The 13,027-nt window shown below is 58.5% G+C and carries 11 protein-coding genes; 4 read left to right on the top strand and 7 right to left on the bottom strand.

Annotation, left to right across the window (positions count from 1 at the left end; all coding sequences use genetic code 11):
• Positions 1 to 2 precede the first annotated feature (2 nt).
• The 7 genes from gcvH to arcD (DKB71_RS27010) form a co-directional block, all read right to left on the bottom strand.
• Complete coding sequence (gene gcvH, locus DKB71_RS27040) at positions 3 to 386, bottom strand: glycine cleavage system protein GcvH (protein ID WP_180204325.1); 384 nt, start codon at positions 384 to 386, stop codon at positions 3 to 5.
• Positions 387 to 823: 437 nt separating this feature from the next.
• A complete protein-coding gene (locus DKB71_RS27035; RefSeq protein ID WP_408598589.1) occupies positions 824 to 2,332 on the bottom strand; it encodes a sigma-54-dependent transcriptional regulator in 1,509 nt (502 codons plus the stop codon).
• A 202-nt stretch (positions 2,333 to 2,534) separates the two neighbouring features.
• A complete protein-coding gene (locus DKB71_RS27030; protein WP_408598587.1) occupies positions 2,535 to 2,897 on the bottom strand; it encodes a DUF5064 family protein in 363 nt (120 codons plus the stop codon).
• A 12-nt stretch (positions 2,898 to 2,909) separates the two neighbouring features.
• The gene (arcC, locus tag DKB71_RS27025; protein WP_274078116.1) at positions 2,910 to 3,839 is read right to left on the bottom strand and encodes a carbamate kinase; all 930 of its coding nucleotides are present in this window, start codon (positions 3,837 to 3,839) and stop codon (positions 2,910 to 2,912) included.
• An 84-nt stretch (positions 3,840 to 3,923) separates the two neighbouring features.
• Positions 3,924 to 4,934, bottom strand: a complete 1,011-nt coding sequence (locus DKB71_RS27020) for an ornithine carbamoyltransferase (protein WP_274078117.1) — start codon at positions 4,932 to 4,934, stop codon at positions 3,924 to 3,926.
• Between the two features lie 69 nt (positions 4,935 to 5,003).
• Positions 5,004 to 6,260, bottom strand: coding sequence for an arginine deiminase (gene arcA / locus DKB71_RS27015; RefSeq protein WP_408598584.1), 1,257 nt, complete (start codon positions 6,258 to 6,260; stop codon positions 5,004 to 5,006).
• Positions 6,261 to 6,293: 33 nt separating this feature from the next.
• Positions 6,294 to 7,721, bottom strand: a complete 1,428-nt coding sequence (arcD, locus tag DKB71_RS27010; protein ID WP_323629243.1) for an arginine-ornithine antiporter — start codon at positions 7,719 to 7,721, stop codon at positions 6,294 to 6,296.
• A 442-nt stretch (positions 7,722 to 8,163) separates the two neighbouring features.
• Between arcD (DKB71_RS27010) and arcD (DKB71_RS27005) the strand changes: the two genes are divergently transcribed.
• The 4 genes from arcD (DKB71_RS27005) to DKB71_RS26990 all read left to right on the top strand — a co-directional run bounded on the left by arcD (DKB71_RS27005) (position 8,164) and on the right by DKB71_RS26990 (position 12,511).
• Positions 8,164 to 9,591: an arginine-ornithine antiporter gene (arcD, locus tag DKB71_RS27005; RefSeq protein ID WP_408598581.1), complete on the top strand. Its 1,428-nt coding sequence runs from the start codon at positions 8,164 to 8,166 to the stop codon at positions 9,589 to 9,591.
• Entirely contained in the window at positions 9,588 to 10,451 is an 864-nt protein-coding gene (locus DKB71_RS27000; protein ID WP_408598579.1) for a DNA-3-methyladenine glycosylase family protein, read from the top strand. Before arcD (DKB71_RS27005) ends, DKB71_RS27000 begins: the two co-directional genes overlap by 4 nt.
• Before the next feature lie 210 nt (positions 10,452 to 10,661).
• The gene (locus DKB71_RS26995; protein ID WP_408598577.1) at positions 10,662 to 11,069 is read left to right on the top strand and encodes a PAAR domain-containing protein; all 408 of its coding nucleotides are present in this window, start codon (positions 10,662 to 10,664) and stop codon (positions 11,067 to 11,069) included.
• Between the two features lie 227 nt (positions 11,070 to 11,296).
• A complete protein-coding gene (locus DKB71_RS26990) occupies positions 11,297 to 12,511 on the top strand; it encodes an MFS transporter (RefSeq protein WP_408601162.1) in 1,215 nt (404 codons plus the stop codon).
• Positions 12,512 to 13,027 lie beyond the last annotated feature (516 nt).

Here is a 13,027-nt window from a genome sequence, read left to right as displayed (position 1 = left end):
CCTCAGGCTTCGGCTTGGGCTTTGATCAGGCGGTCGTAGGCGTCCTGATCCAGCAGTTGGCCGACAGCGGCAGCGTCAGCAGGCTGGAAGCGGAAGAACCAGCCTTCGCCCAGCGGGTCTTCGTTGACCAGCTCAGGGCTGGCGTCCAACGCCGGGTTCACTTCCAGCACTTCTCCGTCCAGTGGCATGTACACGCCGCTGGCGGCTTTTACCGATTCCACGGTGGCGGCTTCTGCGCCTTTGTCGTAGGACTGCAGCTCCGGCAGTTGTACGAAAACCACGTCGCCCAAGGCGTTCTGCGCGAAAGCGGTGATGCCGACGGTGACGCTGCCGTCAGCTTCGGTGCGCAGCCATTCGTGATCTTCAGTAAAACGCAACTCGCTCATGGAAACTCCTAAAGGGGGCCAGACTCGTCTGGTGGACGCGATTGAATGCTGGGGCAATGCCCTGATTTATGGAGGGTTACTAAGCAAGAACGCGGCCAATCTTGTTTTATTGTTATAAATCAACAAGTTAGATTATTTTGTGGTGCAGCCAAATGCGTGGGGTGTAGCGAAATCGATACAGCTGCGGCAGAAGAAAAAAGCTGAAGGGGATCAAAGCCTTGCGCAGGGCTGGTCGCAGAGGGGTGTAGCGATATCGTTCCGCTGTAGCGCTTTCAGTACAGGTGGAGGTCGCTTTTGGTGAGATTTCCGGGCCACACAAAACCTGTGGGAGCGGGCTTGCTCGCGAAGGCGCCAGACCAGTCAATTCATCTGTGAATGACACACTGCCTTCGTCGGAACGCCGCCCGGACCAAGCCCGCACACATTTGACCGAGCGGTCAGGGCTTATTGGGAATGCCATACTTGCGCAGTCGATGGGCGATGGCGGTATGCGAGGTTTGCAGCCGATTAGCCAGCTGCCGCGTCGAGGGATAGCTGACGTAAAGCTTTTCCAGCAGGGTTTTCTCGAACTCATCCATGGCCTGTTCCAGGCTGTCGACTTCGTGGTCGCTCTGGCGCGCCACCGAGGTGCCGGCGATGTCGAGGTCGCCAATGTCCACCAGGCTGCTTTCGCAAATGGCCGCGGCACGGAAGATCACGTTCTGCAGTTGCCGCACGTTGCCCGGCCAGCGGTTGCCGAGCAACGCCGGGTAAGTGCCCGGTGCCAGGCGGCAGACCGGGCGCTGGATCTGTGCACAGGCCTGCTGCATGAAATAACGGGCCAGCAGCAAAATGTCCTGGCCCCGTTCGCGCAGGGGCGGGACTTCGACATTGAGCACGTTGAGGCGGTAAAACAGGTCTTCGCGGAACAAACCTTCGCTGACCATTTTTTCCAGGTCGCGGTGGGTCGCGCTGAGGATCCGCACATTGACCTTTACCTCACGATCACCGCCCACCCGACGGAAGCTGCCATCGTTGAGAAAACGCAGCAACTTGGCCTGCAAGTACGGCGACATCTCGCCGATCTCGTCAAGAAACACCGTGCCCTGGTTGGCCAGTTCCATCAGCCCCGGCTTGCCGCCCCGTTGCGCGCCGGTGAAGGCGCCGGGGGCGTAGCCGAACAGCTCGCTTTCGGCGAGGTTCTCCGGCAATGCCGCGCAATTCAAGGCCAGGAACGGTGAACTGTGCCGTGCACTGATAGCGTGGCAAGCCCGGGCCACCAGCTCCTTGCCGGTGCCGGTTTCGCCCTGGATCAACAGGGGCGCATCGAGGGCCGCGACCCGTTGCGCGCGCACCTTGAGCGTGCGAATCACCGGCGACTCGCCCAGCAGCGCATCGAAACCTTCGGCGTGATCGTGGTGCAATGCCGAGAGGCGTTCGCCGATGCGGTTCGGTTGATACAGGGTCAACAGGGCGCCAGCGTCAGTGATGGGCGTGGCGTCCAGCAACAACGTCTGGCCGTTGAGGGTGATTTCCCGCAGCGGCAGGCGAAAGCCCTGTTCGAGCAAGGCATCGAGCAGTGCCGGGTCGGCAAACAGCTCGGCGACACTTTCACCGGCCGGCTCGCGGCCGTACAGGGCAATCAACGCCGGGTTGGCCAGCAACACCTTGCCGGCACTGTCCAGCGCCAGTACCGGGTCGGTCATCGCCGCGAGCAACGCATCGAGCTGCAAGTGCCGACGCTGTCCGGGAAGAATGTCGACCACGGTCATCGCCTGCACGCCACGCACGCTCAGCAGCGCATCGCGCAGTTCCTCGAGCACTTGCGGGCTCAGGGTCGGTGCATCGATGTAGACGTTGGGCGGGACCATTTCCACCGCATCCAGGTTGAGGTTGCGTCCACCGAGCAGGGCCAGGACTTCCTGGGTGATGCCGACTCGATCGATGAAGCTGACGTGGATACGCATGGGGCGGTTTTGGGTTCTGGCGTGCGGAGGGTGGCAAGTATGCCTTGGAGCAGGGGGTAAGGTGAAATCCGGCGCAGGACTTCAGGTCAGCGATGATCCCTGTGGGAGCGGGCTTGCTCGCGAAAGCGGTCTGACATTCGACATTGATTGTGACAGACACACCGCCTTCGCGAGCAAGCCCGCTCCCACAAGGGTACGTGGGTTATTCGAAGTGCTCGAGGTTCACCGGGTCGCCGGATTTCATATCCAACTGCTGCCGGATGTCTTCAAACATCAGATCGTAATGCTTGTGGACCGAACCGATCTGGCTGTGAGCTTTCGGAATGCCGTACTTCTCTGCAATTCTCGTCACATCCCGGGCGAAGTTGTAGGCCTCCTCCTTGGGCAGGAAAAAGGTCTCTGTCATGTCCTTGCCCTGAAGGCTGCCATGCATGGTGAACTGGATGCCTTTTTCACCTTTGTCATTCTTGCTGACTTCATAGTCGAGGTGCACGTTGTAGCTGACATCGTCCGGTGTCAGCGCATGACGCTCAATGTGCAAGTGACCTGGCTCAAACTGTGCCATGGGCGTCTCTCCTTACGAGTAGGTAATACCAGGTGTTGCCGTGCTGATGCGCGTGCCGGCGGTGCCCTGGACGATCGCTTCGATATCCGCGAGTGAGCCGATCACCGCGACCTTTCCAGTATGGCGCGCGAATTCGCAGGCTGCCTGCACTTTCGGTCCCATGGAGCCGGCCGCGAAGCCGAGTTTTTCCATTTCGTCCGGGTGCGCCTGGGTGATGCTTTTCTGGGTCGGTTTGCCGAAGTCGACAAACGCGGCGTTTACGTCCGTGGCGATCACCAGCAGATCGGCCTCAAGCTGTTCGGCCAGCAGCGCCGAGCACAGGTCTTTGTCGATCACCGCTTCGACGCCTTCCAGTTTGCCGGGTGCGGTGTACATGGTGGGGATGCCGCCACCGCCGGCGCAGATCACGATGCTGTTTTTTTCCAGCAGCCACTTGATCGGGCGGATTTCGAAGATGCGCTTGGGTTTGGGGCTGGCAACCACGCGGCGGTATTTGTCGCCATCGGGGGCAATCGCCCAGCCTTTTTCAGCGGCGAGTTTTTCTGCCTCGGCCTTGGAGTACACCGGGCCGATGGGTTTGGTCGGGTTCTGGAAGGCCGGGTCGTTGGCATCGACTTCGACCTGGGTCAGCAGGGTGGCGAAGGGCACTTCGAAGTCCAGCAGGTTGCCCAGTTCCTGTTCAATGATGTAGCCGATCATGCCTTCGGTTTCGGCGCCGAGCACGTCCAGCGGGTAAGGCGACACCGAGGTGTAGGCCGCCGCCTGCAGCGACAGCAGGCCGACTTGCGGGCCATTGCCGTGGGCGATGACCAGTTGGTTGCCGGCATGGATCTTGGCGATCTGCTCGGTGGCGATCCGGATATTGGCGCGCTGGTTGTCCGCGGTCATGGGTTCACCCCGGCGGAGCAGGGCGTTACCGCCCAGAGCAACGACGATACGCATGGTGCATGTCCTTCTAAACAAAAAGTTTGCAAGCAACGCGGTCTCCCGGTTGGAATCGGGCCAGTGTGGGAGCCGGGTCGGCCGTTAAAGGTCAGCCAGGGTCGACACCAGAATCGCCTTGATCGTGTGCATGCGATTCTCCGCTTGCTCGAAGGCGATGCAGGCCGGCGACTCGAACACGTCATCGGTCACTTCGATGCCGTTCTTCAGGTTCGGGTACTGCTCGGCAATCTGCTTGCCGACCTTGGTGTCGCTGTTGTGGAACGCCGGCAGGCAGTGCATGAACTTGGTGCGCGGGTTGCCGGTGGCTTTCATCAGTTCGGCATTCACCTGATACGGCAGCAGTTGCTGGATGCGCTCGGCCCAGGCTTCGACCGGCTCGCCCATCGACACCCAGACGTCGGTGTGGATGAAGTCCACGCCCTTGACCGCCGCTTTCGGGTCTTCGGTGAGGGTGATGCGCGCACCGCTTTCTTCGCCGTACTTCTTGCAGCGGGCCACCAGGTCGTCCAACGGCCACAAGGCTTTCGGCGCGCAGATGCGCACGTCCATGCCCAGCTTGGCGCCAATCAGCAGCAGCGAATTGCCCATGTTGTTACGCGCATCGCCAAGGTACGCATAGCTGATCTCGTGGATCGGCTTGTCGGCGTGTTCACGCATGGTCAGCACGTCGGCGATCATTTGCGTCGGGTGATATTCGTCGGTCAGGCCGTTGAACACTGGGACGCCGGCAAACTTGGCCAGCTCCTCGACGATTTCCTGCTTGAAGCCACGGTACTCGATGGCGTCGTACATGCGCCCGAGCACGCGGGCGGTGTCCTTCATGCTTTCCTTGTGGCCGATCTGCGAGGAGTTCGGGTCGATGTAGGTGACGTTGGCACCCTGGTCATAGGCCGCGACTTCGAACGCACAGCGGGTGCGGGTCGAGGTTTTTTCGAAGATCAGCGCGATGTTGTTGCCCTTGAGGTGTTGCTGTTCGGTGCCGGTGTACTTGGCGCGCTTGAGATCGCGGGACAGGTCGAGCAGGTAGCGCAATTCGCGAGGCGTGTGGTGTTCCAGGCTCAGCAGATTGCGGTTATGGATATTGAACGCCATTTTGGATCTCCTAAGGTGTTGGGTATCCCGTTGGCCCGCACTGGGTCAGTGCGGGCCAAGGCTGATGGGTTAGTAGTCGATCGGATCGCGGATGATCGGGCAGGTCATGCAGTGGCCGCCGCCGCGACCGCGACCGAGTTCGCCGGCGCTGATGGTGATGACCTCCACCCCGGCCTTGCGCAGCAGGGTGTTGGTGTAGGTGTTGCGGTCGTAGCCGATCACCACGCCGGGTTCCACGGCGACCACGTTGTTGCCGTCGTCCCATTGCTCGCGTTCGGCGGCGAAACTGTTGCCGCCGGTTTCGACGACGCGCAGGGCCTTGAGGTTGAGGGCCTGGGCCACGGTGTCGAGGAAGTTGGTTTCTTCGCGGCGGATGTCGATGCCACCCGGTTTGCTTTCATCGGGACGCAGGGTGAAGGCGACGATCTGGTTCACCACTTCCGGGAAGATGGTCACCACATCGCGGTCGCAGAAACTGAACACAGTGTCCAGGTGCATCGCCGCGCGGGATTTCGGCAGGCCGGCGACAATCACTTTCTCGACGGCTTTGTTCTTGAACAGATTGAGCGCCAGTTGGCCGATGGCCTGGCGCGATGAGCGTTCGCCCATGCCGATCAACACCACGCCGTTGCCGATCGGCATCACGTCGCCGCCTTCCAGGGTGGAGCTGCCGTGGTCCTTGTCCGGGTCGCCGTACCAGATTTCGAATTCGGCGTTGGTGAATTGCGGATGGAACTTGTAGATGGCGGTGGTCAGCAGGGTTTCCTGGCGGCGCGCCGGCCAGTACATCGGGTTGAGCGTGACGCCACCGTAGATCCAGCAGGTGGTGTCGCGGGTGAATTGAGTGTTGGGCAGTGGCGGCAGGATGAAGCTGGAGTGGCCGAGGAATTCACGGAACATCTGGATGGTCTTGCCGCCGAAACTGTCCGGCAGATCATCGGCAGAAACACCGCCAATCAGGAACTCGGCGATATGTCGCGGCTCCAGGCTGCGCAGCCACGAACTCGTTTCATTGATCAAGCCCAGGCCCACCGAATCGGCGGTGATCTTGCGCTCAAGAATCCAGTCCAGCGCTTCGGGGATGGCGACGATGTCGGTCAGCAGGTTGTGCATTTCCAGCACATCGACACCGCGTTCGCGCATTTTGGTGACGAAATCGAAATGGTCGCGCTTGGCCTGGGCCACCCACAGCACGTCATCGAACAGCAGTTCGTCGCAGTTGTTCGGGGTCAGCCGCTGATGGGCCAGGCCGGGTGAGCAAACCATGACTTTGCGCAGTTTGCCGGCTTCGGAATGGACGCCGTACTTAACTTTTTCCGTGGTCATTTCAGTGAACCTCCAGATGGCAAGACAGTCGTGTTACAGGGTCAGGAAGCCGTCGTAGAGACCGTAGGCCGCCACCAGGGCGCCGACGACCACCATGGCAAAAATCAGCTTCTCGACATTGGTGAAAACCGGTTTCTTCAGTTCCAGCTTGGCCTTGGCGAACAGGATCACGCCGGGGGCATAGAGCAGGGCGGAGAGCAGCAGGTATTTGACGCCGCCGGCGTACAGCAGCCAGACCGCGTAGATCAGCGCCACGGCGCCAATGATCAGGTCTTTCTGGCGCTCACCCGCCGCGCCTTCATAGGTTTCGCCGCGCACGGCCAACAGCAGGGCGTACGCCGCCGACCACAGGTACGGCACCAGGATCATCGAGGTGGCGAGGTAGATCAGCGACAGGTAGGTACTGGCGGAAAACAGCGTGATGACCAGGAAGATCTGCACCATGGCGTTGGTCAGCCACAGGGCGTTGACCGGTACCTGGTTGGCGTTTTCCTTGCGCAGGAACGCCGGCATGGTGTGGTCCTTGGCGGCGGCGAACATGATCTCCGCGCACAGCAGCACCCAGGACAACAACGCACCGAGCAACGAGATGATCAGGCCGACGCTGATCAGCACCGCTCCCCACTGGCCCACCACGTGTTCCAGCACGGCGGCCATCGACGGGTTCTGCAGCTTGGCCAGTTCCGGCTGGGTCAGGATGCCCAGCGACAGCACGTTCACCAGCACCAGGATCAGCAGCACGGTGATAAAGCCGATCACCGTGGCCTTACCCACATCGCTGCGTTTTTCCGCGCGCGCCGAGAAAATGCTCGCGCCTTCAATGCCGATGAACACCCACACGGTGACCAGCATCATGTTGCGCACCTGGTTCATCACGCTGCCCAGGTCCGGATTCTTCATGCCCCAGATGTCGGCGGTGAAGATGTCCAGCTTGAAGGCGAAAATCGCGATCAACACAAACAGTATCAGCGGTACGATCTTGGCGACCGTGGTCACCAGGTTGATGAACGCCGCTTCCTTGATCCCCCGCAATACAAGCAAATGCACGGCCCACAGCAACACGGATGCGCCGATCACGGCGGCGACGGTATTGCCCTCGCCAAACACCGGGAAGAAGTAGCCGAGGGTGCTGAACAACAGCACGAAGTAACCGACGTTGCCCAGCCAGGCACTGATCCAGTACCCCCAGGCCGAAGAGAAACCCATGTAGTCGCCGAAACCGGCCTTGGCGTAGGCGTAGACCCCGCCGTCCAGGTCGGGTTTGCGGTTGGCCAGGGTCTGGAACACAAAGGCGAGAGTGAGCATGCCGACAGCGGTGATCGCCCAGCCAATCAGGATGGCGCCGACATCGGCACTGGCCGCCATGTTCTGTGGCAGGGAAAAGATCCCGCCACCAATCATCGAACCGACGACCAATGCAACCAGTGCGCCGAGTTTCAGTTTTCCGGGAGCTTCAGACATTCCGTGACTCCATGCAGGAGAAGTGAGACAGCAGACTAAGTCCGCCAGCCGTACGGTGGGCTGACTTAGATCAGTACAGGTCTACATTCCATTGTTAATAACTGAATGATTAGCTCGCACAAGGCCACAGCCTGTAATGCTTGTTCCAGAGGCCTCGTTGATTTTTTGTTGAAACTTTTTCGCATTCCCTGCGACTTATGAAGCTAGTTCGTTTTTTGCAATCCGCAAATTTTCGTGTTGGGTTGTTAGAACTGAATTTCCTTACTAAAAAGTATTTATAAAGCGAAAAATTATATGGGACCCTTTTCGGTCATATTCCGCAGTTGAAGGGATGTTCGTTGGCGTTATCCAATAAACGTCATTACGCTTCATCCATTCAGTAAACGCAGGATATGTGACGATTTCGCGGCGACTGCCGCCCCTGGGAAACGGAGACACAGGCATGTCGCAATCGACGCAAAAGCTACGCCTCAGCGCACTGATCGCGCTGGTGGTGGGGTCGATGATTGGTGGCGGAATCTTTTCCCTGCCGCAGAACATGGCGGCCAAGGCCGACGCCGGTGCGATATTGATCGGCTGGGGAATTACTGCTGTCGGCATGCTCACCCTGGCGTTTGTGTTCCAGACCCTGGCCAATCGCAAACCGGAACTGGATTCGGGGGTGTACGCCTACGCCAAGGCCGGTTTTGGCGACTACATGGGCTTCTCTTCGGCCTGGGGCTACTGGATCAGCGCCTGGCTGGGCAACGTCGGTTACTTCGTGCTCCTGTTCAGCACCCTGGGTTTTTTCTTCCCGGTGTTCGGCGAAGGCAACACCCCGGTCGCCATCGCCTGTGCCTCGGTGCTGCTGTGGACGGTGCATTTCGTGGTGATGCGCGGGATCAAGGAAGCAGCCTTCATTAACCTGCTGACGACCGTGGCGAAGATTGTGCCGCTGATCATGTTCATCGTGATCGCCGCCGTAGCTTTTAAAGCGGACGTCTTTACCCGCGACATCTGGGGACGCAGCAACCCGAGTTTCGGCGGCGTGATGGACCAGGTACGCAACATGATGCTGGTCACGGTGTTCGTGTTCATCGGCATCGAGGGCGCCAGCGTCTACTCGGCGCGCGCCGAGAAACGTGCGGACGTGGGCCGGGCCACGGTCATCGGCTTTCTCGGGGTGCTGGCGCTGCTGGTGCTGGTCAACGTGCTGTCGCTGGGCATCATGAGCCAGCCGGAACTGGCCACCTTGCAGAACCCGTCGTTGGCCGCGGTGCTGGAGCATATCGTCGGCCCGTGGGGCGCGTTGCTGATCAGTATCGGCCTGGGGATTTCGCTGCTGGGCGCCTTGCTATCCTGGGCGCTGCTGTGCGCCGAAATCCTCTTCGCCACGGCCAAGGACAAGACCATGCCGGCGTTTCTGACCAAGGAAAACGCCAACCATGTGCCGGTCAATGCGCTGTGGATGACCAACGTGATGATCCAGCTGTTCTTGCTGATCACCCTGTTCTCCGCCGGCACCTACACCAGCCTGATCTACCTCGCCTCGTCGATGATCCTGGTGCCCTACCTGTGGTCGGCGGCTTATGCGGTGCTGTTGAGCGGGCGCGGCGAAACCTACGAACACGCCTCCGCCGAACGAACCAAGGACCTGCTGATCGGCGGCGTCGCCCTGTGCTACGCAGTGTGGCTGCTGTATGCCGGCGGCTTGAAGTACCTGCTGCTCTCGGCGTTGCTCTACGCGCCGGGCGTGATCCTGTTCGCCAAGGCCAGGCATGAACAGGGCAAGCCGCTGTTCACCGCCATCGAAAAGGGCATCTTTACCTGCGTCATCTGCGGTGCCGGGTTGGCGGCGTATGGGCTCTACAGCGGGGTGCTGAGGCTGTGAAGTTGCTGCTGGCGTTCGAGCCGCCCTATGACTGGCCGGCCATGCTGGGGTTTCTGTCGGCGCGGGCGATTGCCGGAATGGAACAGGTGGTCGACGGCACTTACTCGCGCAGCATCGGCTTGAACGGGGTTCACGGCACACTCTCGATCAAGCCTGCGACCGCAGACTCACTGGAACTGACCCTCGACTTTCCCGATACCAGCGCAGTGCCTGAGATCATCGCCAGGTTGCGACGGATGTTTGACCTGGACGCCGACCTGATCACCATGCAACGGCACCTGTCGGTCGATCCACTGCTGGCACGCCTGATCTCACAGCATCCGGGACTGCGGGTGCCGGGGACGTGGGACGGTCTGGAACTGGCGATTCGTGCGGTGTTGGGGCAGCAGATTACCGTGGGCGCGGCCATCAAACTGGCTGGGAAACTGGTGGCGCAGTACGGCACGCCACTGACCTCACCGCATGGAGGGTTAACCCATGTGTTTCCTGAGGCGGCTGTGCTGGCGACGGCGGACCTTGCGACGTTGGGGATGCCTAAGAGCCGAGGCCGAACGCTGTCGGGCGTGGCCCAGGCGTTGGTCGATGATCCTCTATTGTTTGAGCCTGATCGGCAGGGTGGAGTGAAGCGGTTGCTGGGATTGTATGGGGTTGGTGACTGGACGGCGCAGTACATTGCCCTGCGGCAATTGCGGGAGATGGACGGGTTGCCGAATGGGGATGTGGGGTTGATCAATGCGTTGGTGGCGTTGGAAGGTGGGGTGGTGACGGCTCGGGATTTGTTGGCGCGGGCTGAAGGGTGGCGGCCATATCGGGGGTATGCGGCGCAGTTGTTGTGGACCTCACTGAGTCGGGCGGATTGAGCGAGCGGGTGTGCAGATATTTCACCTATCTCCATTTTCGTCGGCTTCTTCTGTCTGGCTTGTGGGATCTTTCCTGATTTTCTAGACCATCTTGAATTACCTCTCTGTCCACGTACTTTGCGTTAAGCCGCTCATCCCGAGTCGGCTTTTCGATCGTTAACAGTGGTGCGCTTTCCGTGACTGGGGCGCTAGCAGAGAGGGAGATCAGCAATGGCCAAAGGACATTTCATTCGCCTGGGTGACGAGACCACTTGCGGCGGCAAGGTGTTGGAAGCCGACACACGCGTCATGATGTTTGGCATCGCCCATGCTCGTGAAGGCGACCGCGTTTCCTGCGGAAAAAACGACGAAACCTACAAGATCGTGGGAGGCGTCTCCTACATCAACAGTCATGGCAGGATCGTGGCGGGCTCGCTGGACAGCTACAGCACCTGCCCGTGTAGAGCCAGGTTGATCCCGTCGGTTTTTAACGCCACTTATGAGTCGCGTAGCAGTGCTGCGCCCCAGACCACAAAGGCCGCAGCGCAACCGAACACACTCGCCGGCAATCCGGCAGCGCAACGGCCAGTTGCTTTCGCGTCTGCGTCGAGCGCGCCCAAGTCAGTGCCCCTGGCGTAATTTGGCGCAGGGGGATAATAACTCTTTGTGGGCTACCTTTTTTATTTGGTGGCATTGGTGAAGTTGTTGGTTGGTTGTAGTGATCATGGGGGCGATGCTCCGTCAGCCAAAACGCGTATAGATCATTCCAACTTGCAGCATGCGCTGGAGTAGGATCGTAGTTGGAATATATTTATTTAGGTGTTGGCCTGTTGTCAGGTTTTTTCGAATATTTGGGGGGCACACATATGACATTTGGAAGCCACTATCGTTGGGTGATTTTAGTTGTAGCTACTTTTGCTCAAGCGTGTGCCTGCTTCTTCGTCCAAGGGTTTGGATCGATTGCAGTGCAGGTTCAAGCTGAAATGGATATCAGCAACTTACAGCTAGGCTTGCTGGTGTCGGCGGCGCAGCTAATTCCACTTATTGGGCTCTTGATTGCTGGCGAGTTACTGGACAGATACAGCGAACGGTTTGTCGTAGGCATAGGGACCATAATCGTTGGAGCCGCATTGTGCGGAGCAGCGCTGGCAAATTCCTACATTGAGTTATTGGTGCTTCTGGCAATATTAGGTCTCGGGTACAGTGCGGCCCAGCCTGGGGGAAGTAAATCGGTAGCCAATTGGTTTGCAGGCAATCAGTTAGGATTCGCTATGGGAATCCGACAGGCCGGATTACCACTTGGCGGTGCAATGGCAGCATTATTGCTCCCATTTATTGCCACGCGCTATTCGATTCAGGCAGCCTTTTTAGCGGGCGGTATAGTCGCAGTATTTGGTGCTGCTGTATTTATGCTGTTGTACAAGTCTCCTGTAAAAATACAATCTAACCCAAAAAAACAACTTGATATAAGGTCTGCAATTACATCTCGGCTACTGATGGCAACGGATCCCACCATGAGAAATATCATGCTGTCGGGGGCTAGTCTTACCGCTTCTCAGTATGCTATCTCAGTATTTCTAGTCCTGTATCTTCATAATTCACTTGGACTTGATGGCTTTGTTGCGACAACAATGTTCTTTGTAGTGCTTGGGGCAGGCATTGCAGGAAGGATTGTACTTGCAGCTTGGAGCGATCGCTGTAAAGCTGGCAGGTACTATCCAGTGTTGGTCTGTTTGGCAGCAGTCACTGTAGTACTCATACTGCTGCCAATTTTGAAAACCACAAATCTGGTTGTCGTGAGTATCTTCATGGCTGTAACAGGATTTTTCGCATACGGGTGGTACGGCCCTTGGGTAGCCTATATTGCCGAAACTGCTCCCGCTGACCGCAAAGGCTTTGCACTTGGAATGGCCATGACGGCTAATCAGATTTCCGTCGTATTAGTACCTCCAATTATTGGCCTGTCGAGAGACAGCTTAGGAACCTTTGCTTATGGTTGGGGGGCATTGGCAATAGCGTCTGCCATTGTGTTATTTACTACCAGCAAGAAGAAAAAGGAAGTATTGGTGGCCGGAAAATAGTTGTGCGCGACCGGGATAAAGACATAGTCCTGACTTTCGATCATCACAGTCGCTTTTGCGCTCTTATGGCTTGGTCAAGCACGACGGCTTACCGATACTGAGCTGGGGTCCCCAGTGAAGCGGCGCGGGAAGAGATTGCTGACGCTGTTCGCCAGCTCTATGAGATTGAATGGGCTGATGAGATCATGCGGCTGTAACCCGAAAGCCGTCCCCGGCCCAAATACTAAAACGCCCCGAAAAACTCGAGGCCAATCTCATATCCCAGCCACCCCCCTGTGGGAGCCAGCCTGCTGGCGATAGCGCCAGCCGAGCCTACATCAATGCTGAATCGCTACCACCCTCGCAAGCCACGCACACCCAACAGGCCTTAGATGTTTATTTTTTGATTTTTTTACGAACCAAGCATGAATTCGTACTTGTCCTATCTCCATTTTCGTCGCCTTTTTCTGCATGGCTTGTGGGATCTTTCCTGATTTTCTAGACCATCTTGAATTACCTCTCTGTCCACGTACTTTG

This window comes from Pseudomonas sp. PLMAX (assembly GCF_046042685.1).
In the GTDB taxonomy this organism is placed as follows: Bacteria; Pseudomonadota; Gammaproteobacteria; order Pseudomonadales; family Pseudomonadaceae; genus Aquipseudomonas; species Aquipseudomonas putida_AE.
The sequence above is the reverse complement of the archived record's forward strand: the minus strand, read 5'-3'. Positions and strand labels throughout refer to the sequence as shown.